The 21,949-nt window shown below is 59.9% G+C and carries 24 protein-coding genes; 17 read left to right on the top strand and 7 right to left on the bottom strand.

The window, feature by feature from the left end:
* Positions 1-99: 99 nt before the first annotated feature.
* The 3 genes from choW (at position 100) to I3J13_RS14490 (ending at position 2,855) form a co-directional block, all read left to right on the top strand.
* The gene (choW, locus tag I3J13_RS14500; protein WP_059754593.1) at positions 100-951 is read left to right on the top strand and encodes a choline ABC transporter permease subunit; all 852 of its coding nucleotides are present in this window, start codon (positions 100-102) and stop codon (positions 949-951) included.
* Positions 948-1,994, top strand: coding sequence for a choline ABC transporter ATP-binding protein (choV, locus tag I3J13_RS14495; RefSeq protein ID WP_065655676.1), 1,047 nt, complete (start codon positions 948-950; stop codon positions 1,992-1,994). The genes choW and choV overlap by 4 nt, the downstream gene beginning before the upstream one ends.
* Positions 1,995-2,534: 540 nt before the next feature.
* Positions 2,535-2,855, top strand: coding sequence for an ArsR/SmtB family transcription factor (locus I3J13_RS14490; protein WP_003524068.1), 321 nt, complete (start codon positions 2,535-2,537; stop codon positions 2,853-2,855).
* Positions 2,856-2,986: 131 nt separating this feature from the next.
* On the opposite strand, the gene I3J13_RS14485 is transcribed toward I3J13_RS14490, so the two are convergent.
* Positions 2,987-4,162, bottom strand: a complete 1,176-nt coding sequence (locus tag I3J13_RS14485) for a DUF3095 domain-containing protein (protein WP_174057159.1) — start codon at positions 4,160-4,162, stop codon at positions 2,987-2,989.
* 285 nt (positions 4,163-4,447) lie between these two features.
* Between I3J13_RS14485 and I3J13_RS14480 the strand changes: the two genes are divergently transcribed.
* From I3J13_RS14480 to queF, 4 genes are all read left to right on the top strand, one after another.
* Entirely contained in the window at positions 4,448-5,554 is a 1,107-nt protein-coding gene (locus I3J13_RS14480) for a branched-chain amino acid ABC transporter substrate-binding protein (RefSeq protein WP_196379225.1), read from the top strand.
* Between the two features lie 67 nt (positions 5,555-5,621).
* Positions 5,622-6,023: a glyoxalase superfamily protein gene (locus I3J13_RS14475; protein WP_196379224.1), complete on the top strand. Its 402-nt coding sequence runs from the start codon at positions 5,622-5,624 to the stop codon at positions 6,021-6,023.
* Between the two features lie 154 nt (positions 6,024-6,177).
* The gene (locus tag I3J13_RS14470; RefSeq protein ID WP_059754590.1) at positions 6,178-7,092 is read left to right on the top strand and encodes a cation diffusion facilitator family transporter; all 915 of its coding nucleotides are present in this window, start codon (positions 6,178-6,180) and stop codon (positions 7,090-7,092) included.
* A gap of 16 nt (positions 7,093-7,108) precedes the next feature.
* On the top strand, positions 7,109-7,573 hold the full coding sequence (queF, locus tag I3J13_RS14465) for a preQ(1) synthase (protein ID WP_142845426.1): 465 nt from the start codon (positions 7,109-7,111) through the stop codon (positions 7,571-7,573).
* Between the two features lie 25 nt (positions 7,574-7,598).
* Here the strand turns inward: queF and I3J13_RS14460 are convergent, their stop codons facing one another.
* Together I3J13_RS14460 and I3J13_RS14455 are read right to left on the bottom strand one after the other, a co-directional pair.
* Positions 7,599-8,342, bottom strand: coding sequence for a DUF2076 domain-containing protein (locus I3J13_RS14460; protein ID WP_196379223.1), 744 nt, complete (start codon positions 8,340-8,342; stop codon positions 7,599-7,601).
* 100 nt (positions 8,343-8,442) lie between these two features.
* Complete coding sequence (locus tag I3J13_RS14455) at positions 8,443-9,033, bottom strand: HupE/UreJ family protein (RefSeq protein ID WP_196379222.1); 591 nt, start codon at positions 9,031-9,033, stop codon at positions 8,443-8,445.
* Between the two features lie 236 nt (positions 9,034-9,269).
* Between I3J13_RS14455 and I3J13_RS14450 the strand changes: the two genes are divergently transcribed.
* Complete coding sequence (locus tag I3J13_RS14450; RefSeq protein ID WP_003523060.1) at positions 9,270-9,851, top strand: ATP-dependent Clp protease proteolytic subunit; 582 nt, start codon at positions 9,270-9,272, stop codon at positions 9,849-9,851.
* 72 nt (positions 9,852-9,923) lie between these two features.
* On the opposite strand, the gene I3J13_RS14445 is transcribed toward I3J13_RS14450, so the two are convergent.
* Positions 9,924-10,193: a pentapeptide MXKDX repeat protein gene (locus tag I3J13_RS14445; protein ID WP_137003863.1), complete on the bottom strand. Its 270-nt coding sequence runs from the start codon at positions 10,191-10,193 to the stop codon at positions 9,924-9,926.
* A 185-nt stretch (positions 10,194-10,378) separates the two neighbouring features.
* Here I3J13_RS14445 and I3J13_RS14440 point away from each other — a divergent pair, with 185 nt between their 5' ends.
* Together I3J13_RS14440 and I3J13_RS14435 are read left to right on the top strand one after the other, a co-directional pair.
* Entirely contained in the window at positions 10,379-10,927 is a 549-nt protein-coding gene (locus I3J13_RS14440) for a sigma-70 family RNA polymerase sigma factor (RefSeq protein ID WP_120357025.1), read from the top strand.
* Complete coding sequence (locus tag I3J13_RS14435; RefSeq protein WP_196379221.1) at positions 10,924-11,568, top strand: NrsF family protein; 645 nt, start codon at positions 10,924-10,926, stop codon at positions 11,566-11,568. Before I3J13_RS14440 ends, I3J13_RS14435 begins: the two co-directional genes overlap by 4 nt.
* A 63-nt stretch (positions 11,569-11,631) precedes the next feature.
* On the opposite strand, the gene I3J13_RS14430 is transcribed toward I3J13_RS14435, so the two are convergent.
* Positions 11,632-12,714 (bottom strand): esterase-like activity of phytase family protein, encoded by a 1,083-nt coding sequence (locus tag I3J13_RS14430; RefSeq protein ID WP_196379220.1) that lies wholly within the window; start codon positions 12,712-12,714, stop codon positions 11,632-11,634.
* A 277-nt stretch (positions 12,715-12,991) separates the two neighbouring features.
* Here I3J13_RS14430 and I3J13_RS14425 point away from each other — a divergent pair, with 277 nt between their 5' ends.
* The 4 genes from I3J13_RS14425 to leuA all read left to right on the top strand — a co-directional run bounded on the left by I3J13_RS14425 (position 12,992) and on the right by leuA (position 16,727).
* Complete coding sequence (locus tag I3J13_RS14425; RefSeq protein ID WP_080851156.1) at positions 12,992-14,170, top strand: benzoate/H(+) symporter BenE family transporter; 1,179 nt, start codon at positions 12,992-12,994, stop codon at positions 14,168-14,170.
* A gap of 36 nt (positions 14,171-14,206) precedes the next feature.
* Positions 14,207-14,500 (top strand): BrnT family toxin, encoded by a 294-nt coding sequence (locus tag I3J13_RS14420; protein WP_065655686.1) that lies wholly within the window; start codon positions 14,207-14,209, stop codon positions 14,498-14,500.
* Positions 14,457-14,699: a type II toxin-antitoxin system BrnA family antitoxin gene (brnA, locus tag I3J13_RS14415; protein ID WP_020808480.1), complete on the top strand. Its 243-nt coding sequence runs from the start codon at positions 14,457-14,459 to the stop codon at positions 14,697-14,699. The genes I3J13_RS14420 and brnA overlap by 44 nt, the downstream gene beginning before the upstream one ends.
* 318 nt (positions 14,700-15,017) lie before the next feature.
* A complete protein-coding gene (gene leuA / locus I3J13_RS14410; protein WP_080851161.1) occupies positions 15,018-16,727 on the top strand; it encodes a 2-isopropylmalate synthase in 1,710 nt (569 codons plus the stop codon).
* A gap of 213 nt (positions 16,728-16,940) precedes the next feature.
* Here leuA and I3J13_RS14405 read toward each other — a convergent pair whose 3' ends face one another.
* A complete protein-coding gene (locus tag I3J13_RS14405) occupies positions 16,941-17,891 on the bottom strand; it encodes a metallophosphoesterase family protein (RefSeq protein WP_196379219.1) in 951 nt (316 codons plus the stop codon).
* A 66-nt stretch (positions 17,892-17,957) separates the two neighbouring features.
* Between I3J13_RS14405 and I3J13_RS14400 the strand changes: the two genes are divergently transcribed.
* Positions 17,958-18,449 (top strand): NUDIX domain-containing protein, encoded by a 492-nt coding sequence (locus tag I3J13_RS14400; RefSeq protein WP_196379218.1) that lies wholly within the window; start codon positions 17,958-17,960, stop codon positions 18,447-18,449.
* Positions 18,450-18,465: 16 nt separating this feature from the next.
* Here I3J13_RS14400 and I3J13_RS14395 read toward each other — a convergent pair whose 3' ends face one another.
* Positions 18,466-19,458, bottom strand: coding sequence for a glutathione S-transferase family protein (locus I3J13_RS14395; protein WP_196379217.1), 993 nt, complete (start codon positions 19,456-19,458; stop codon positions 18,466-18,468).
* 296 nt (positions 19,459-19,754) lie between these two features.
* On the opposite strand from I3J13_RS14395, the gene I3J13_RS14390 reads away from it, so the two are divergent.
* Together I3J13_RS14390 and I3J13_RS14385 are read left to right on the top strand one after the other, a co-directional pair.
* A complete protein-coding gene (locus I3J13_RS14390) occupies positions 19,755-20,324 on the top strand; it encodes a GNAT family N-acetyltransferase (RefSeq protein WP_174057146.1) in 570 nt (189 codons plus the stop codon).
* 303 nt (positions 20,325-20,627) lie between these two features.
* Entirely contained in the window at positions 20,628-21,941 is a 1,314-nt protein-coding gene (locus I3J13_RS14385; RefSeq protein WP_059757366.1) for an MFS transporter, read from the top strand.
* The last annotated feature ends 8 nt before the right edge of the window (positions 21,942-21,949 follow it).

Raw genomic sequence — 21,949 nt, 5'->3', positions numbered from 1 at the left:
ACGATGCTCTATTTCTTTGTTGTCTGCGCAATTCCGGACGCAAAACCGCTCTGCACTTTTGCCGGAATTGTTTTAGTTCACGAAAGGTCTTTTCTTACCGTGGAATGGCTCAGCGCTCCTGAAAACCGCCTGCCCGTCGGCCGATATGCCAAGGAGGCCATTGACTGGCTGACCGGCAATCTCGCTTTTTTCTTCGATTGGCTTTCCTTCATTTTCCAAAGCGTCATCAACGCCCTGCTTTATGTGCTGCAGGCGCCGCATCCGCTCATCATCGTGGCGATCCTGACGGCGCTTTCCGCCTGGACGCGCCGCTCCGTCGGCATGCCGGTCTTCACCGCGCTCGGCCTGCTGCTCATCATCAATCTGGGCTACTGGAAGGCGACGACGGAAACGCTGGCGCTCGTCATCGCCGCCAGCGCCGTGTGCATGATTATCGGCATACCGCTCGGCATATTGGCGGCGCGGCGCAAATGGATCTATGCCGGCATGCGCCCGGTGCTGGACCTGATGCAGACCATCCCCACCTTCGTTTATCTCATCCCGGCGCTGGTGCTGTTCGGTCTCGGCATGGTTCCGGGGCTCATCGCCACCGTCATCTTCGCCATTCCGGCTCCCGTGCGGCTCACCCGCCTCGGCATCGTTTCGACGCCGCCGGCGCTGGTGGAGGCGGCCGTCGCCTTTGGCGCCACGCCGTCGCAAGTATTGCGCAAGGTGGAGCTTCCCTTCGCCGCGCCGCAGATCATGGCCGGCCTTACCCAGACGATCATGCTGTCGCTGTCGATGGTGGTCATTTCCGCCCTCGTCGGCGCCAATGGTCTCGGCGTACCCGTGGTGCGCGCCCTGAACACTGTCAACATCGCCATGGGCTTCGAAGCGGGACTGTGCATCGTCATACTGGCGATCGTGCTCGACCGGCTTTTCCGCCTTCCCGGCGCGGAGGATGATCTATGAGTGACGCCATCATCTTCGGAAATGTCGATATCGTTTTCGGCGACCGGCCCGATGCGGCGCTGCCGCTGATCGACAAGGGCAGCACGCGTGACGAGATCAATGCCGAAACCGGACTGGTTCTCGGCGTCGCCAATGCCTCGCTCTCGGTGAGTGAGGGCGAGATACTCGTGCTCATGGGGCTTTCCGGTTCGGGCAAGTCGACCCTGCTGAGGGCCGTCAACGGGCTTGCGCCCGTGGTGCGCGGCAATGTCGGCGTGAAGACCAAAACCGGCTATGTCGATCCCTATCGCTCGACGGCGAAAGCGCTGCGCGATCTGCGCATGCACACGGTCTCCATGGTCTTCCAGCAATTCGGCCTTCTGCCCTGGCGCAATGTGGCCGATAATGTCGGCTTCGGGCTTGAGCTTTCCGGCGTGCCGGAAGCCGAGCGCAAGCGCATGGTGGCCGAGCAGCTTGAACTGGTCAATCTCTCCGCCTGGGCTGACCGCAAGGTGGGAGAGCTTTCCGGCGGCATGCAGCAGCGTGTGGGGCTGGCGAGAGCCTTTGCCACCGGCGCGCCGATCCTGTTGATGGACGAGCCATTCTCGGCGCTCGACCCTCTTATCAGAAGCCGCCTGCAGGATGAGCTTCTGGAATTCCAGAGCCGGCTGAAGAAAACTATCCTCTTCGTCAGCCACGATCTGGACGAGGCCTTCCGCATCGGCAACCGTATCGCCATGATGGAGGGCGGACGCATCATCCAGTGCGGAACGCCGCAGCAGATCGTCAAGCAGCCTGCCACGCCCTATGTCGCGGATTTCGTGCAGAACATGAACCCGATCTCCATGCTGACCGCCGCCGATGTGATGAAGCGTGGGGTGGACGAACGCAACGGGCAGATGACAGTCGCCGCCACCGCCCGCCCTTCATCGCCGCTGATCGATATTCTCGATGCGCTGTCAAAACATTCCGGCGCGATCGGCGTCGTCGACAACGGTGCGATCGTCGGCACGATTTCCGCCGATGAAGTCGTGGCGGGGCTGACGCGTCACCGCAAAAAATAGTGATTCGCCTGTCTGAAAAAGAAAGGGCCTTCCATGGAGGGCCCTTTTTCTGTTTCCAGATGATCTTCGCGGCGCAAGTTATACCTTCCCACGGTAGCAAAGAATATTTTTGATATCACAAGTTATGCATGAAAATAATTACTAATAAAAATCATATTGCAAACTTAGAGAAAATTGCGCAAAGTTAATCTAGATTCTTTAGCTCGCTGCTAAATTTAAGGTGGTAATAGATTGCAGCCTCAAAATCCGGCATTGGGTAACAAGATTTCGGCGCTCAACTTTTGATCGTTTATTGCTTATAAATACTGCCGCTAATACATATGTTTATCATCAAATTGACAAAAAACAGGCAAAAAGCTGATAATTTGGTCACAATATTTTAAGTAAATAACCGGTGAAGAATAGTCTTTGAAAGGGACACGATATAAGCAAGATTTAGGTATATACAACGTATCGACTGAATTATAAAAACACCTTTTGGAACACCTATAATAGCCACCATGACCGTCTTTTTCGACTGTCATCAGGAGACTTGAGCGTATGGATAACCAATCTCTGTCGGAACATAGCATCGCCGCTGCAGACTTGCTCTCAGCCATGGCGAATCCCAAGCGCCTGATGATCTTGTGCACGCTGGTGGATACGGAAGTGCCGGTTGGTGTTCTCGCTTCACAGGTTGGTCTCAGCCAGTCCGCTCTCTCGCAGCATCTTTCGAAATTGCGTGCCCAGCGGCTGGTGAAGACACGACGGGATGCGCAGACCATCTACTATTCCAGCAATTCCGAATCCGTGAAAAAAATCCTCGCCTCCCTCGAGGAAATTTACTGCCAGGCGCAGAAGAGCAGCAAGACCGCTGCGTGATCCCAAGGCCCTGTTAAGGCCCGGCAGCATCACTCGATTGAAACCGGCGCACGACGCCGGTTTTTCTTTTCAGCGGCCTTCGCCGCGGGTGCATCCGGCACAGGGATTGGGGCTGCGTATTGGCGCGGTTTTCAGGCTGGTGCAGCAACCTGCATCTGCTGCTTGAGACGGCTTGCCGCAGCCGCATATCCGCCGTCGGCGCCATCCACGAAATGCATATGGTCTCTCGAAAGCGGAGAGGGGACGATACAGGTCATCAATGCGGCATCCTGTTCGTGCAGGCCGTAATAACAGCTTCCCGAGAGGCGGCCCTGTTCCAGCCGCGCGCGGATTTTTTCGAGCCGTGCGGCGTCGATATCCACCGTCATCTTCAGGCCGTCATCGAATTTCCTGAAATCGGTGTTGCTCGCAACTGAACGCCGGTAGCGTATCGCATTGAACGGTCCGAACGAGAGCCCCGTCACGCTCAAGAGATTGACGAGCAGGGACTCGCCGAGAATGCGAAACGAGCGGCGCATCTTGCCCCAGACATCGTGATAGGCAGCGCCGGCACGGGCTTCGAGGCCGAGACCCTCGCGCACGAACCCGAGTTTTGGCCCATCTTCCGGCACGGGGTGGCCGTGTCTTGCGTCCTGTTCGGCGAGATCGACAAGATCGACGACCAGTTGGCGAAATGCCGGCATGTCCCGCGACGGCCCCGGCACGGCGATGATCGACACCACCTTGCCATGGGTGGCCGGAATGGGGTTCCAGCGGCATGAAAGACCGGTGAGATCGGGGCGCTCGCCCGTTTCGGCTGCGGGCAGGGCATATTGCCCCTCCTTCATCCGCGCTTCCGCCCAGCTGTTGCCGCCGCCCGAAAACATGGCGTAGGAAACATCCTCGCTCGCCTGAAAGCGCGCGACACGAATATCGAAGCCATTTTCACGAATATCCTCGACGGGAACCAGCGCCACGCGCATGGCAAGATCGAGATCGTCCTTCACCCAGCGCTGCACATTCGAAAGCGCGGTGCGTGCGACAGACAGCCCCTGTGGCGGCACCGCGACGGCGGCGCCATCGCCGCCGAAAACGAAGGGCAGATCGTGACGTCCGAGACTGTTCGATACGCCCGATATGACCGCCGCACCGGCCATGTTGACGGCCTTGTAGCGGCCGGTGCCGATTGCCGAGGTCGAATCGATGATATCGGCGATGGCCAGCCCCCATCCCGGCGGCAGGGCGCGATAAAGCGCCGGGTCGGCCACGTCTTCAAAATGCCGGAAGACGGGCAGGCCCGTCAGAAATTCTTCATCTGCTGCGATCATGGCGTATTATCCTCCAGCGGCGGCCAAACGCCAAGCGTTTACGGAAGGTCGATGCGTCCATTCAGACGGCGCAATCACGGCCGATCCGGCGATTGATTTACCGCGAATAGAGCTAATCCAGCAAAGTGACTTGCATAAATCATCAAACCTTCCGTATGAGTTGAGTGGAAGGCTCGGAATTCAAAAATGGAACGAGTTTTCGCCGGGAGGCGTCCGATAGTTTCATTCGGTCGGCGCCCCATGGCGCTCACCGGGTCCCGCGACCCCCTTTAAGGAGACACCAGGATGAAACTGAAGACATTGACCAGCGTGACGCTTGCAGCGTCCTTCGCATTCGCACCCCTTGCTCATGCCGAAATCGTCATCGGCCTGATTGCACCGCTCACCGGTCCTGTCGCCGCCTATGGCGACCAGGTGAAGAACGGCGCCCAGACGGCAGTCAATGAAATCAACAAGAAGGGCGGCATCCTCGGCGAACAGGTCGTGCTGAAGCTTGCCGATGACGGCGGTGAGCCGAAGCAGGGCGTTTCCGCGGCCAACCAGCTGGTTGCCGAAGGCATCCACTTCGTCGTCGGTCCGGTGACGTCCGGCGTCGCCATTCCGGCATCGGATGTCTTTGCCGAAAACGGCGTGCTGATGGTGACGCCGACGGCGACCGCGCCGGGCCTGACCAACCGTGGCCTTTCCAACGTTTTCCGCACCTGCGGTCGTGACGACCAGCAGGCCGAGGTTGCGGCGAAATATGTTCTCGCCAACCTCAAGGACAAGAAGATCGCCATCATTCACGACAAGGGCGCCTACGGCAAAGGTCTGGCGGACGCCTTCAAGGCCACGCTGAATGCCGGCGGCGTGACCGAAGTTCTCTACGATGCGCTGACACCCGGCGAAAAGGATCTCGGCGCGCTGACGGCCCGTCTGAAGTCCGACAATGCCGACATCGTCTATTTCGGCGGTTACCATCCGGAAGCGGGTCTTCTGGTGCGCCAGCTGAAGGATATCGGCTCCAAGGCTGCCGTCATCGGCGGTGACGGCCTGTCGAACAGCGAGTTCTGGAACATCGGTTCGCAGGCTGGCGAAGGCACGATCTTCACCAACGCTTCCGACGCGCTGAAGAACGACGATTCCAAGGCCGCTGCCGAAGCGCTGAAGGCCGCCAACATTCCGGCGGAAGCCTTCACGCTCAATGCTTACGCTGCCGTCGAAGTGCTGAAGGCCGGCATCGAGAAGGCCGGAAGCGCCAAGGATTCCGAAGCGGTTGCCACGGCCCTGAAAAGCGGTGACGCTTTCCCGACCGCAATCGGCAAGGTGACCTACGGCGAAAACGGCGACCTGACCTCGCAGGCCTTCTCGCTGTTCAAGTGGCAGGACGGCAAGATCGTCGCAGCCGAATAAGCTGATCCTACCGGCCGCACCTTGTGCGGCCGGTTTCATTTTACGGTCTGAAACAAGGTAGGGCAGCATGGCCGATGCGGGAACGCAAACGGGCGGGGAAATCGGCTTCGAGCGGATATTTCCGATCGTCAGAATTTTCGATGAGGCGAAGGCGCGCGAGTTTTATGTCGATTTTCTCGGTTTCGAGATCGACTGGGAACACCGCTTCGGCGATAATTTCCCGCTTTACATGCAGGTTTCACGGGCCGGAATGGGGCTTCACCTCAGCGGCCATCACGGCGATGCGACGCCGGGCTCCAACATCTTCGTCACAATGCGTGGTGTTCATGCCTATCAGAAGGAACTGGAAGGCAAAAAATATCGCTTCCTCAATCCGGGTGTTGAAGAATTGCCCTGGGGCGATGTCATGGAAGTCATTGATCCGTTCGGCAACCGTATCCGTTTCTGCGAGCAAAAAGACGAGGATTGAGGTCCGGGTTGTCACCGCGCGGCTCTTGACCTCGCCTGCGGTTTGAACGATAGAAACGCCAATAGCGAACCGCGCGCACGGAGACCCCGTGCGCGCGGTTCGTGCGTTTTGGCAATCGGTCATGCAATTCGTTCGCATCCGCACGGGGGCAAAAATGAACAGTGAAGGCAATATGCAGGCCGGGGCGCTGGTCCGGAAGCTGGCATTCTGGAGCATTCCGCTTTCTTTCGGCGTGCTGGGCCTCAAGCTCGTGGCCTGGTGGGTCACCGGTTCGGTCGCGCTTTTATCCGACGGTCTGGAATCGACCGTCAACGTGGTCGCGGCCTTCATCGCCTATTTCGTCATTCGTTATGCGCAGAAGCCCGCCGATGATGACCATCAGTTCGGCCACCACAAGGCGGAATATATTTCCGCCGTCGTGGAAGGCGTGCTGATCGTCGTTGCCGCGCTGCTGATCGTGCAGGAGGCCTGGGGCGGTCTTTTCAACCCGAGGCTGCCGGAAGCGCCGGCCCTTGGTCTTGCCATCAATGCGGCGGCGGGCGTCATCAACGCCATCTGGGCGACGATCCTGATCCGTGTCGGCAAAAGACACGCCTCACCGGCGCTGGCAGCTGACGGCCATCACATCATGTCCGATGTCGTGACCTCGGCAGGCGTTCTCGTCGGCCTCGTTCTGGCGCTTTTGACGGGTTATGCCATTCTCGATCCGCTGCTCGCCATCCTGGTGGCCATCAACATCCTGTTCCAGGGTTCCAAGGTCATTCTGCATTCGCTTGGCGGGCTGATGGACCGGGCCGTGGAGCCGGAAGAGGACGAGGCGATCAAGAAGGCCATCGCCGAACATTGCGGCGGCGTCATTGGCGTCCATGATCTGAGGACACGCCGGGCCGGCTCGGCCGCCTTCATCGATTTTCACGTCGTTGTTCCAGCTGTCATGACGGTGCGCGAGGCGCATGATATTTGCGACCGCCTTGAAGATGCCATAAGGGACGTCATACCGGGCGCCAGCCTTGCCATTCACGTCGAGCCGGAAGGCGAAAAGGCGCATGGCGTCAAAGTGATTGTTTGAAAAACAGGAGTTTTCCATGTCCGTGACGGATGTTTCCGGCCTGTCGCAGCTGGGCACGAAGGTCGATACGCCAGAGAGCCCGGAAAAGGCCGTTCTCGAAAAGGTGCCGAACGGCAATGCCGGCACCGATTACGTGGTGCGCTTTACCGCACCCGAATTCACCTCGCTTTGCCCGATGACCGGCCAGCCGGATTTCGCCCATATCGTCATCGACTATATCGCCGGCGACTTTCTGGTGGAATCCAAGTCGCTGAAGCTGTTCCTGCAATCTTTCCGCAACCACGGCGCATTCCATGAGGATTGCTCGGTCTATATCGCCAGGCGGCTGGTGGACCTGCTTCAGCCGAAGTGGCTGAGAATCGGCGCTTACTGGTATCCGCGCGGCGGCATTCCGATCGACGTCTTCTGGCAGACCGGACCGGTGCCCGAAGGCGTGTGGCTGCCGGATCAGGGCGTTCCCACCTATCGCGGTCGGGGCTGATCCGGGCTTCTACGAGATTAAAGGTTCAGGCGAACGAACCGTCGTCGCCTGAATCGAAATCCGCGTCGTCGGCGCTGTCGTCATCGGCCTGCCGGATATCGTCGTCGTCGTTGTTCTGCGGGCTGGCGTTGTCGCCGTAATAATTATTGATGACGGTTTCCTCGACAGGCGCGTTACCGGCAGCATTGCCGCCGCCGAAGGGCGAGCCAAGGCCGAGCGATGACATGTGGCTGCCGAAAATGCCGCTCAGCGAATTGGCGAGCAGCATGCCGCCGGCGACACCCGCAGCGGTCCCAAGCGCACCCTGCAGAAAACCACCGCCGGAAGAACGCCCGAATGCGGCGGATTGCTGGCTCCAGGGGCCGCCGGATTGCTGGCCGGCTGGCGATCCCCAGGGACCCGCCGTCTGGCCGGCGGTATCGTTGCGCCATGAGGTTTGCGGGGCAGGGGCGGGTGTCGGCGCTGGCGGCTGTGACTGGCCGGTTCCGAAGATGGAACTCAGAAAGCCGCCCTGCGCTGCGGCCTGCGGGGCGCTATTGCCGCTTTCCAGCGCGTGGATACGGTCTTCGAGCTGCTTGATATGGGCTGCTGCCGCTTCGAGACCCTTTTCCTGAACGATGACCGCCTGGGCGAGATAATAGGGGGCTGCGGGCTGATCGCGCACGGCGTCTGCGATCAATGTTTCCGCCTCGCGGTCACGCGGGGTGGCGGATGCGGTTCTGGTCCTGTCGAACAGGGACTTGAGAAGCTGGCTTTCTTCCGGTGACATATGATGCCTCCTTACCGTGAAGCGAAAATCCACGATAAGGAGGTAGGCCTCAATTCCGGCTTTTCAAAGCGGCCCGAATTTTAAATTTCGGTAATGATCGTCAGCCGCCGAAGGCGAGCGAGAGACCCGCAATGGCCGTCAACGCACCCACCGTGCGGCTGGCTACCGAACCGAAACGGGCAATGCCGAGGCCGAGTGCGATGCCGGCCGCATGCAGGATGGCGGTGGCGATCATGAAGCCGATGCCGAATTGCCATGCGCCAGCGCTGCCGAGTTCCCCGCCATGGGCGTGGCCGTGGAAAAGGGCGAAAGCACCGACCACGGCAGCAGCGGCGGCCGTCGGAAGCCTTGCCGCCATGGCAACCAGCAGGCCGAGACCGATGACGGAGGCGAGAATTGCCGGTTCGACGAAGGGAAGCCCGATGCCATAAACCGCCATCAGGAAGCCGACGGCCATGGTGCCGACGAAGGCGGAAGGCACGATCCACAGCGCCTTGCGGTCGCCCTGCGCCACGGCGATCTGCGAGGCCCAGATGCCGACGGCGACCATCGCCAGAATGTGGTCCGCACCGAAGAAGGGGTGGGAGACACCGGCCATGAAGGAACCGTGTTCTTCCGGGTTCAGATGGGCGAAAGCGGGCAGGGCGGTAACGCCCAGTGCGGCGGCAGTGAGGCTTAGTCTTTTCAGCATGGTTCCCTCTTGAAATTATGGCCGTCCGCAACGGAATCTTGGGGCTTCCCGCAGCAGGCGGCGCGGCAATGAGGCGTCAACGATATCGCGAAGGCCGACAGGCTGTCCATGCGTCATCTGCCGGGGGTGCTGTTTATTGTTGGCGGGCAAACCTTGCCTTTTTCTCTCATTGCCTTACGTAACAAGTCGCACTATGTCCGAAGGGCATGCACGAATTTTGCTGGAGAGAGCCGTTGATGAACGAAGACGAAGACGACAAGAGCAAGGAACTGCCGATCGGCAAGGAAACGGAAGCGAATCTTTTCAAGTCGCGTTCGATCTTCATCTATGGTGGCATCACGCAGGAACTGGCGCAGAAGGTCTGCACGCAGCTCGTGGCCCTTGCCGCCGCCAGCGACGACGACATTCGCGTTTACGTCAATTCGCCGGGCGGCCATGTCGAATCGGGTGATTCCATCCATGACATGATCAAGTTCATCAAGCCGAAGGTCTATATCATCGGCACGGGCTGGGTCGCTTCCGCCGGCGCGCTGATTTACGTTTCGGTGCCGAAGGAACGTCGCCTCTGCCTGCCGAACACCCGCTTCCTGCTGCACCAACCCTCCGGCGGTACGCGCGGCATGGCATCCGACATCGAAATCCAGGCCCGCGAAATCATCAAGATGAACCAGCGCCTCATCAAGATCTTCTCCAAGGCCACCGGCCAGAGCGAAGAAAAGATCGCCAAGGACATCGATCGCGATTACTGGCTCGGCGCGGAAGAGGCCAAGGATTACGGCCTCGTCGGCAAGATCGTCGAGAGCCAGTCGGAACTCTGAGTTTTCGATTTTTCAGTTGAGAAAGCCCGTATCGGTGAAAACCGGTGCGGGCTTTTTCCTTTCAGGCCGGTGTTATTTCATCATGTCGCAGGCCTTCATCATGTCGGCCTTTTTCATCTTGTCCATTTCCATGCCGGCCTTGTCCATGCAGTCCTTCTTGCTGGCCTTCTTGCCGGCCATGGACATGCCATCCTTTTTCATCGTCTCCGTCTTCATGGTGTCGTTATGCATGGTATCCTTCTTCATCGTATCGGTTTTCATGCTGTCGGCATGGGCGATGCCTGCGAAGGAAAGAGCGGACAGAAGGGAAGCGGCGGCGATGGCGGTGAAAATGCGGGTCATGAAGGGTCTCCTCTGGACGTCGTTGAATGTCCGCCGGCATCGTGCCGGGGCTCACGATTGTCCATTCGGCCGGGAAAGGCCGACCGTTACATCTTCACGCGCTTGTGACGACAAGTTCGGGCGAGATTTTTTTAAAGCCACTATGTAACAATATCCTGCCGATTGCGAATAACCCGATAGTGACGATGACAGGCAGCCCTTCGGAAGAAACACTGAAAATGCTGATGCTGCGTTCCCTCGATGGGGACGAAGGCGCCTACAGGCATTTGCTTCATGCCCTGAGACGGCTGCTGATCGCCTATTACGGCCGGCGCATGGCTGCTGCCGCCAGAGGCGATGTCGAAGATCTTGTGCAGGAAACCCTGTTGTCGCTTCACGCCAAGCGGGAGACCTATGACCGTGCGCGACCCTTCACCGCCTGGTTCTTTTCGATAGCGCGCTACAAGCTCATCGATCACTATCGGGGCCGGGGTGCGCGCCTGCTGGCGGAAGTGGAACTCGATGAAACGCTGGAGGCGGAACCGTCCGTCGATGCGGTCACGGCCCGCATGGATGTGGAGCGGCTGCTCGACGAGTTGCCGGAACGGCAACGGGATCTCATTCGAAGGGTGAAGCTCGAAGGTCACTCAATTGCCGAAGCGGCGCAAAAATCCGGCCAGACCGAGCTTGCGGCGAGGGTAGGTATTCACAGAACGCTGAAAGTCCTGGCGGCAAAGTTGCGGGGGGACACGTGAGGAAGACGGAAGACATCATCGACCAACTGGCGGGCGATCTGAAACCCGTACCGGCTTTCGCGCTGGAGCGGAGGCTGGCGTTCGTGGCCTTGCCCGCGCTCGGCGTTTCGCTGCTGCTGATGGTCGTCATTCTGGGGCTTCGCAGCGATATGAATGAAGCCATGACCGAACCGGGTTTCTGGGTTAAATCCGCCTATAATGCCCTGCTGGCCGTGGCCGCATTTTTCGCCGTCATGCGTCTTGCGCGGCCGGAGGGCGACAGGGGTGGCCTGTTTGCGTGGCTTGCATTGATTTTTGTGGCCATGGCGGTCATCGCGCTCGTCCAGCTTGGATTTGCCGTGCCTGGCACCTACAGGACCCTCATTCTCGGATCGTCGGCGCTGCATTGCCCGTTTTTGATCGTTGCTTTCGCACTACCGCTGTTTCTGGCGAATTTCGCGGCTCTCAAGCGTTCGGCTCCCGCTGATCCCACGCTTGCGGGTTTTGCCGCGGGCATTGCCGCGGGTGCGGCCGGGGCGTGGGTCTATTCGTGGTTCTGCACCGAAAACGGCATGGCTTTCGTGTTGATCTGGTATTCGCTGGGCATCTTGATGACCGGCATCATCGGCGCTTTTGCCGGTTCACGTCTGCTCCGCTGGTGAAGGCAAGATTGCCGATGCCGGCCCGGACATGGTCCAGAGCCGGCATTCTGCTTCATGCGGATTTCATTGACCCAGATTGGCGGGAATTGCGAATGCCGCAAACTGGGTGAACTGCTTGCCGGTGTTGAAATTGTCATCGGAGGCGATGACGAAGAGCTGCTTGCCATCCACCACCGGGCCGAAAGCGAAGCTCTCGATATTGTCGATATCGAGGCCGAAATCGCCTTCGTTGATTTCGAACCAGGCCGATTTGGACACGGCGGCCACGGATGCAGGATCGATCTTGTCCTTGCCGAGAATATTGTCGGCGCGGGACATGTCGGCGATGAAGAAGCGGATGTGATTGCCGACGCCGGAGGCGAAATTGCGCTCGACAGCGACGAAACGGCCATCCGGCAGGGCCGCGATGGCGGAAAGGCCGTTGTCGTTATATTTCGGCTCGGCGGCCGTCGGGGTCTTCGAGATAGGCTCGGTGACATAGACATGCTCGGCGACCGGCTTCAGCGTCGCCGTGTCGATGACGAGGATACGGGCCGGGCTGCCCGCCTGCGGCGTCGCCTTGGGGCCGTCCTGGGTGAGCGCATTTTCGGTGGCGGCGATCAGCCGGCCGGGCATCAGCGTCAGGCCTTCGAAAGCGAGGTTGTTCTGTACGCCCCTGGTCTTGGCGTCATCGACGAGATAGGCGTTTGGCAGTTCGAGCCGCTTCACATTGCTGCCGTCGAGGTCCGAGACGTAGAGCGCCGGCTGGTTCTTCAGGTCGCGTTCGGAGGACCAGTAGAGCTTGCCGCCCTTGCGGTCGAGCGCGATGCCTTCCGCATCGATGCCCTTCGGCGCAAAAGCAGCGCCGGTCTCGTCCTTCAATTCGCGCGTGGCGGCGATGTTGAGCGTGGCGGCACCTTCCGTCACGGCTAGCTCCAGCTCGTAATAACGAGCCGGCCCTTTTTCGACGCGGTCATCGGAAATTGCGAGATAACGCCCGGTTTCGCTGTCAAAGGCGAGATCGGAAATGCCGCCGAAGGTGACGCCATCGATGGAGAGGCCCGATGGAACGACGATCTGGCCGAGAAAGGCCGGCGGCGGCGGGGTCTGGGCCGCGGCGGGCAGAGCCGCAAAACAGCAGGCGACGATGGTGACGGTGCGGAGCATGGCGAGGGTCCCTCTTGTGGCGGATGACCGGTTGCGATGCAGGGAGGATTAGCGCCGTGCCGCTAAACTTTGATGACGTTTTCCCTGCTGCCGTACCTGAAGTCTGGCGGCTCATCTTGCCAAGCGGCGTCTTTTTTGATCCTGAATATAACCACGCTTCATCCAAAGCGTGTCGCCATCCCCGGATTCGCGCGTCACGCTTCAGTTTTGTTTCTGCCTGTCGCCAATGCGGACCGCTGCGGTTGTTTGCGACAGACAGCAGGCCGCAGAGTGCTTCATGCTGAAAGATTTTTCCGTCCAGAGCCTGTTCATGGGCTGCCTCACCGCCTTTGTCGGTTTCGCCAGCTCCTTCGCCGTCGTGCTGCAGGGCCTGAAAGCTGTCGGTGCGACGGATTTCGAGGCGGCGTCGGGGCTGATGGCGCTTTCGGTGGCGATGGGGCTTTGCGCCATTATTCTCTCCGCCGCCACCCGGCTACCCATCAGCATCGCCTGGTCGACACCGGGTGCGGCGCTGCTTGCGACCACCGGCGTCATTGAGGGCGGCTTTCCGGCGGCCGTCGGCGGGTTCATCATCTGCGCAATTTTGATCATCATCGCCGGCCTGTTCAGGCCGCTTGGAAAGGCGGTCGCTTCCATTCCCGCGCCGCTTGCCAATGCCATGCTCTCCGGCGTCATCATCGGCCTGTGTTTTGCGCCGATCAAGGCGATCGGCTTCAACCCGGCGCTCGGATTGCCGATCATCCTCGCCTGGATCGTGGTGGGAGCCTTTAAACGGCTGTTCGCCGTGCCCGCCGCCCTTGCCGCCTTCGTGCTGGTGATGATTTTCGGCGTCGAAATTCCGGCGGGTGCACTTGATAGCGTGGCGCAATCGCTGACGCCGCCGATGGAGTGGGTAACGCCCGTCTTCAGTCTCCACGCGGTTGTTTCCATCGCTCTGCCGCTCTTCATCGTCACCATGGCCTCGCAGAATATTCCCGGCATCGCGGTGCTGAAGGTCAATCACTACGATCCGCAACCCGGACCGCTTTTCGCCTCGACCGGCTTTTTCTCGCTGCTTTCCGCACCCTTTGGCGGCCATGCCGTCAATCTTGCGGCGATTACGGCGGCGATGTGCGCGGGCGAGGACGCCCATCCCGATCCAAAGCGACGTTACTGGGCGGCGATCATCGGCGGTGTCGGATATATTATTTTCGGCCTGCTGGCGGGCGTGGTCACGGCCTTCGTGGCGCTGGCGCCGCCCATTCTCATTCAGGCGGTGGCGGGGCTGGCACTGGTCGGCGCCTTTTCCGGCTCCGCTGTCGCAGCCTTCAGGGAGCCGGAAACCCGCGAGGCGGCGGCCATCACCTTTCTCATCACTGCCTCCGGCCTTTCCTTCGGCGGCATTTCCGGGGCCTTCTGGGGCCTGATCGGCGGCGGGCTGATGATGGCGTTGCAGCGGGTGGTGAAGCGTGGTTAGATAGTGGAAATGGTATAGTTTTTATATTATATTCTCATGGTATTCGAATTTGATCCGATAAAGAGCGCTGGCAATAAAGACAAACACGGCATCGATTTTGTCGATGCACAGGCATTGTGGCACGATAAATACGGTTTGACGGTTACAGCGCATAATATTGGAGAAGAGCGGTTTGCCCTCATCGCACTTCTCGGGGAGAAGTTGTGGTTGGCTGTCCATACAGTGCGGGGTGGCCGTATTCGCATCATTTCCGTGCGACGTGTCCGAGAATTAGAGAGGTATCATTATGAAGACAATAAGCGCAGAAGAATTCGACAGGATGGCCGATGATGGCGAAGACATCAGCGAATATCTCGACTGGTCGACGGCGCGCCATCTGAACATCGAACCCAAGCGCGTGAACATCGATTTTCCGACGTGGGTCGTCAACGATCTCGACAACGAAGCACGTCGTCTCGGTGTGACCCGGCAATCGCTTGTCAAATTGTGGATCGCTGAAAGGCTGGAGACTGGCCGTCAAGCAAAATAAGCCTGCGCATCACAAGATCACTTGTCAGACCGCCAGCCGCTGTTTATACACATCGCCATGAGCAACAGCATCGCAACCATTTTCGGCATGAGCGCGCAGATTTCTGCGAAGGCGTCGCCGTGCGGTGCACTCTCGCTTCTTAGCCTCGACCTTACACGCGGTTGCCGGGTCCAGTGAGGAGCGCCCGGCGGCCGAAAGCCCGCTGGTGCAAACGCTCCTCATCTCGAAATCTCATTTTATACTGGATTTAGGCCCTCAAGGGCCGCGCATCCGCCGATGGCTTGAAGAAGCCCGCGGACTGCGCAAGGAGGAAGCGACATGGACGGCAAGATCACCAATATTTCCAAGGGCATGGCTGACGCGAGCGTGAAGTATCGCCCTTATCCGACCATCAATATCCCTGACCGCACATGGCCGGGCAAGACCATCGACAAGGCGCCGATCTGGTGTTCGGTGGACCTGCGCGACGGTAATCAGTCGCTGGTCAACCCCATGGGTCACGACCGCAAGGCCCGCATGTTCAAGCTGCTGCTCGAAATGGGTTTCAAGGAAATCGAGATCGGTTTTCCTTCCGCCTCGCAGACGGATTTCGATTTTGCCCGCTGGTGCGTGGAAGAGGGCAATGTGCCTGACGATGTTTCCCTGCAGGTGCTGGTGCAGTGCCGCCCGGAGCTGATTACCCGCACCTTCGAGGCGCTGGAAGGCGCCAACAAGCCGATCATCCACTTCTACAATTCCACTTCCGAATTGCAGCGCCGCGTGGTGTTCGGCAAGGATGTGCACGGCATCAAGCAGATCGCCGTCGATGCGGCCAAGATGATCACCGATATGGCAGCGAAGGCCGGCGGCGGTTACCGCTTCGAATATTCGCCCGAGAGCTTTACCGGCACCGAGCTGGAAGTGGCGCTGGAAATCTGCAACGCCGTGGTCGAGGTTGTGAAGCCGACAGCCGACAACAAGCTGATCCTGAACCTGCCGTCGACGGTGGAAATGGCGACGCCGAACATCTATGCCGACCAGATCGAATGGATGTGCCGCAATATCGACAATCGCGAAAACGTCATCATCTCGCTGCACCCGCACAACGACCGTGGTACGGGCATTGCCGCGACCGAGCTGGGCCTGATGGCCGGTGCGGACCGCGTGGAAGGCACGCTGTTCGGCAATGGCGAGCGCACGGGTAACGTCGATGTCGTGACGCTGGCGCTGAACATGTATACGCAGGGTGTGGACCCTGAGCTGGATTGCCGGGATATCGAGCGCATCAAGGATGTCTACGAATATTCCAACGAGATGACGATCCCCGAGCGCCACCCCTATGTCGGCGAGCTGGTCTACACCGCCTTCTCCGGCTCGCATCAGGATGCGATCAATAAGGGCATGAAGGCGATCAAGGTCGCCAATCATCCCGTCTGGGAAGTGCCCTATCTGCCGATCGACCCGAAGGATGTCGGCCGCTCCTATGAGGCGATCATCCGCATCAACTCGCAATCCGGCAAGGGCGGCATCGCCTATATTCTCCAGCAGGATTACGGCATCAACCTGCCGCGCAACCTGCAGGTGGAATTCCGCGAGGATATCCAGCGCATCACCGATGAAGAGGGCGTGGAGCTGCCGGCCAAGCGCATCTACGAGCGCTTTATCGAGCGTTACGTGACGCAGCCGAATGCGCGCATCAAATTCGTGGATCACCACACCTATCCGGCCGGCGATTTCAAGGGCGTGCGCATCGTCGCCGCCGAAATCACCGATAATGGCGAGGTGAAGCGCATCGAGGGCAAGGGCACCGGTCCAATCGACGGGTTCATCAATGCGCTGTCGGTTTATCTCGGCGTCGATCTGTCGGTGAATGACTATTCCGAGCATTCGCTGCAGCATGGCTCGAACGCTTCGGCTATCGCCTATGTCGAGATGGAGCATCCGGGCGGCAAGCTCTTCGGGGCAGGCGTCAATACGAATATCGTGGCGGCGTCGCTGGAGGCGATTGTTTCGGCGGCCAATCGGGTGCTGGAAGAGCGGGCGAAGTAAGCTTGGTTTGAGGGTGGGGCAGGGCACCCCCCTCTGTCCTGCCGGACATCTCCCCCTCAAGGGGGGAGATCAGCAAGAAGCGCTACCGGCACTTCATTCGCAAATGTTGAGATGGGCGAGACCCAACCACGAGTCGATCTCCCCCCTTGAGGGGGAGGTGCCCGGCAGGGCAGAGGGGGGTGAATCTCACGCTCCAACCTTACCGTAGCGAACCTACTGCCCCAGCAGCGAAAACCCCAGCGGCCGCCCGTTTTCATAAAACACCCGCACATCCTCCAGCGCCACGCCCGTCCCCGTCTCATTGAGGCTGTGGCGCTCACAGGCGACATTCCAGGTGCCGGGGCCACCGGAAATATGGAAGAGATTATAGGCCGCGCGCGGTTTTTCACCGCCCGGTCCCTGGCTGGCGGAGGAAATGCCGACGACCGGGATGTGGTCTTCCCCGTGGTGGGTGTTCAGCCAGTAGACCGTATTCAAATGGGTATGGCCATGCAGCACCAGCTCCGCTCCGCCGACGCCCAACGCTGCGGCGAAACGGCGGATGCCGATCATGCGCTTGTGGGTGGGGGCGGCGCCGCGGATCGGTGGGTGATGGATCATCACAACGCGGAATAGCCCCTGCTCGCCGGCTTTTTTCAAAAGCTCCGCGGTGGCGCGGGCCTGCCGGTTGCCGAAGTAGCCGGTTGCCGAAAAGGGCGGCGTCGCAATCGAGGTGGAACAGCCGATGAGGGCCACGGGACCGCGCACGCGCATATAGGGGAAAATCTTGCGGTCGTCGTCCCATTCCGGCGGATCGCCATCGCCACGAACATAGGGATACCAGGCCTGCATGGCCTTGTCGTGCGCGCCGGAAACATAGGCGTCGTGATTGCCGGGAACGACGGAGGTTTTTTCGGGATCGCCCACCTCCTCCAGCCAGTCGGCGGCGGCGCGGATTTCAATCCCGGTCGCAAGATTGACGAGATCGCCGGTAATAGCCAAATGATCCGGTGACTTTGTCTCCAGATCGTCGAGCAGTTTTTCCAGCGTATCGGTGAAGAGATGCTTGCGGCGGTTGCGGTGCCAGTTGACAAAACCGGTGATACGCTTGGATGCAAGTTCGCGGAAAGTGAGTTTTGGCAGTGGCCCCAAATGGACGTCTGAAATATGCGCAAGTTTGAACATGGCGGCAGAGATAACCTATGATATGCCGCGCGTCCAATGAAAGCCGGCAGGCGGGGAGAAACCAGGGTGAATGACGAAACAACCGGGCGGCAGGCCCGTCCGTTCCATATGCGTGTCTTCATCCGTTTTCTGCATTTCGTTTTTCTGTTCACGCGCGGCGCCACCCTTGGCGTGCGTGCGGCCTGTTTCGATGAAAAGGGCAGAATTTTTCTGGTGCGGCACACCTATCTGCCGGGCTGGTATCTGCCGGGCGGCGGGGTGGAACGTGGTGAAACCCTGCTCGTGGCGCTGCACAAGGAAATCCGCGAGGAAGGCAATCTCGAAGCAGCCTCCAGGCCGGAGCTTTTCCATGTCTATCTCAATCTGGAGGGCAGCAATCGCGATCATGTTGCGCTCTACCGGCTTGACGTCACCCAGACCAAATCGAAAAAGCCGGATCATGAAATTGCCGAAAGCGGCTTTTTCGACCTGTCGGAGCTGCCGGAAGGGGTGACGGCCGCCACCCGTCGCCGCCTCGCCGAGCTTGCCGGCGAAGCGGCGATCGCCGACCACTGGTAGCGGCGGCGGCTCTCCGTCAGGAGAGCGCCTCGCGGCCATGGGCCATGGTCAGGTCCAGTTCCGGGCCGACGGGCACGATGCCGGTGGGATTGATGGTGCGGTGGCTGCGGTAATAATGCTCCTTGATGTGGCGCATATCCACCGTCTCCGGTATGCCCGGCGTCTGGTAAAGATCGCGCAGGTAATCCGTCAGGTGCGGATAGTCGTGGATGCGGCGGATATTGCATTTGAAATGGCCGACATAGACGGGGTCGAACCGCACCATCGTCGTGAACAGGCGCCAGTCCGCTTCCGTCTGTTCTGAACCGAACAGGAAACGCCGGTCCTTCAGGCGGTCCTCCAGCATATCGAGCGTTTCGAATACCTTCACGGCATTCTGCTGATAGGCGTCCTGTGTGGTGGCGAAACCGGCCTTGTAGACGCCGTTATTGACGGTGTCGTAGATGACGTCGTTCAGTGCATCGATCTCGGCGCGTAGCGCTTCGGGATAATAATCGGCCTGCGAGCCGGTGAGATCGTTGAAGGCGGAATTGAACATGCGGATGATTTCTGCCGATTCATTGGAGACGATGGTGCCGCGTTTTTTATCCCACAGGACTGGCACGGTGACACGCCCCGAATATTTGGGGTCTGCTTTGGTGTAGACCTGCCAGAGCGTGGAGGAGCCGAAGAGGTGATCCTCGGTCGCGCCCGGCGTGCGCTCGCCCTCAGGCTTAAATTCCCAGCCGTTTTCCAGCATCAGCGGATCGACCACGGAAACGGAAATCAGGTCCTCCAGCTTTTTCAGCCTGCGGAAAATCAGGGTGCGGTGCGCCCAGGGGCAGGCGAAGGAGACATAGAGGTGGTAACGGTCCTTCTCGGCCTCGAACCCGCCTTCTCCGGAAGGGCCGGGTGCGCCATCCGCTGTGATCCAGTTGCGGAATTGCGAGGCGCTGCGCTTGAAGTGCCCCTTGGTTTCCTTGGTGTCATACCAGACGTCTTTCCATACGCCTTCCACCAGCATGCCCATGACGATCTCCTTGATTGTTTCCTTTTGAGCGATCCTAACCGTTCTGCACTGTCCCGCGAACCCGCAAGGCGTTGAACAATGCGTTTCCGGTCCTGTGGAAACTGAATGGGATAGAGCAGAGATTTGTTCTGGACGGGGGGGAATTTTCCTGATAACTGCAATTTTCACAATTCTGAGGAAATTGTTGATTATGATCGAACCACGGATGCTCCGACGACGCTGACGCTCCTGAACGCCCTTACCGGCGCAGCCGTCACCTATTGTCGCATCCGCATTCTGGAAGTTTCGGTCTCTTCATGTCCAAGCACGATCTTGTCTACCTCACCGAGGACGCGTCGCACGACGCCATCATCGACGTCATCAACGAAGAAGCATTCGGTCCCGGCCGGCATACGCGTGCCGCAGCCCGCATCCGCGAGCAGGGGCCGCATGACCGGTCGCTGTCCTTCGTCTGCGCCGATGATGGCGAAACCATTGCTTCGGTGCGCATGACGCCGGTTCTGGCGGGCGGGGTGAACGGCCATATGCTCGGGCCCCTTGCGGTTCGGCCCTCGCACAAGAACAAGGGCATCGGCCGGGAGCTTGTCCGGATCGCCATTGCCGCCGCCCGGCGGAAGGGCTCGGAAGCCGTGATCCTGATTGGCGATCCGCCCTATTACATGCCGCTCGGTTTCGAGAAGGTCGCTTATGCGGCGCTCGATTTTCCCGGCCCGGTCGACCCGAACCGGGTGCTGGTCGTGCCGATTGGCGACGACGTGCACCAGCGGCTGAAGGGCAAGATCGGCTGGCGCAAATGCGAGGCCGTGATGCCGGCCGCTACGGCGGAAGATGAGGGTTTTGAGGAGCCGCTCAGGGTTTACGGCTGAGGGGGTATCCGAAGGGGCAGCTTTGCCTTTTCTCGCCAGCGCTTCTGTCTTTCCTCATTCCTGTGCTTGTCACAGGAATCCAGCCGACGCGCGTCTGCGCGACGCGAGGACTCTTTTCAGCCCAAGGACTTGGGCTGGCTGGATCCCTGTGACAAGCACAGGGATGAGGGGGAGGTACAGGGGCGCGACTATCGGTGCGCCGAGCATTTCGTTTCAACCGATCGCATCCCGCACAGAATTCAATTCCGTTTCCTCCCCCTATACGATAGCAAGTCAAAGTCGATTTCTGCAAAGGGGCGGGGCATGACGGCTATCACCATGAACGATGCGCTGGAGCGCGCGGGCGCAGGCGCCTATCAGCGGCGGCTGATGGGCATATTCGGCCTCGTCTGGGCCGCGGATGCCATGCAGGTTCTCGCCGTCGGCTTCACCGCCGCCTCGATTGCAGCAACCTTCGGGCTGACGGTGCCGCAGGCGCTGCAGACCGGAACAGCGTTCTTTTTCGGCATGCTGCTCGGTGCTGCCGGTTTCGGGCGGCTGGCGGACAGGTATGGACGTCGCCGTGTGCTGATCGTCACCGTGGCCTGCGATGCGCTGTTCGGCGTGCTTTCGGTGTTCGCGCCTGATTTCACTATTCTGCTCGTCCTGCGTTTTCTCACCGGGGCCGCCGTGGGCGGCACGCTGCCGGTGGATTATGCGATGATGGCCGAGTTCCTGCCCGCCAAAAATCGCGGCCGCTGGCTGGTCTTTCTGGAGGGTTTCTGGGCTGTCGGCACGCTGATCGTGGCGCTGGCGGCCTGGGGCGCCAGCCTTGCCGGCGTTGCCGATGCGTGGAGGTATATATTCGCGGTGACGGCTTTTCCGGCGGTTCTCGGCCTTGGCCTGCGCTTTCTGGTGCCGGAATCGCCGCTTTACCTGCTGCGCAGCGGGCGATTGGAGGAAGCCAAGGCCGTCGTCAACCGCATGCTGGTGACGAATGGGCGTGCGCCGCTCGATGCCGGGACCGGGCTTTTCCAGCCTGACGTGGGCAAGGGGCAGGGGATATTTTCACCGGCGCTCCGGCAGCGCAGCATCATGATCCTCGCCATCTGGTTCCTTGTTTCCGTTTCTTATTACGGCGTCTTTACGTGGATGCCGGCGAAACTGGCCGGAGACGGGTTCGGTTTCGTGCGCGGTTATGGTTTTCTGGTGCTGGTGGCATTGGCGCAAATCCCCGGTTATGCGCTTGCCGCCTATGGTGTCGAAAAATGGGGCCGCAAGCCGACGCTGATCGGTTTCTGCCTGCTCTCCGCGCTCGGTTGCCTGCTCTTCACGTTGGCTTCGGCGGGCGCGATGATCGCCGCCTCGCTTCTTATCATGAGTTTTGCGCTGCTCGGCACCTGGGGTGCGCTTTATGCCTATACGCCGGAGCTTTACCCGACGGAATCGCGGGCGACCGGCATGGGCGCCGCAGGCGCCATGGCAAGGCTCGGCGGCCTGCTGGCGCCGTCTCTGCTTGGTTATGCCATAGCGCAGGGTTTTGGCGTCGCAATCGGCATTTTCGCCGGCCTGCTGGTTCTTGCCGCCATTGCAGCGACGATGATCAATGCGGAAACGCGGCAGGTGGCCCTGACTTGACGCGTCGT

This window comes from Agrobacterium leguminum (assembly GCF_015704895.1).
In the GTDB taxonomy this organism is placed as follows: Bacteria; Pseudomonadota; Alphaproteobacteria; order Rhizobiales; family Rhizobiaceae; genus Agrobacterium; species Agrobacterium leguminum.
This window is presented reverse-complemented; position numbering and strand designations above follow the sequence as displayed.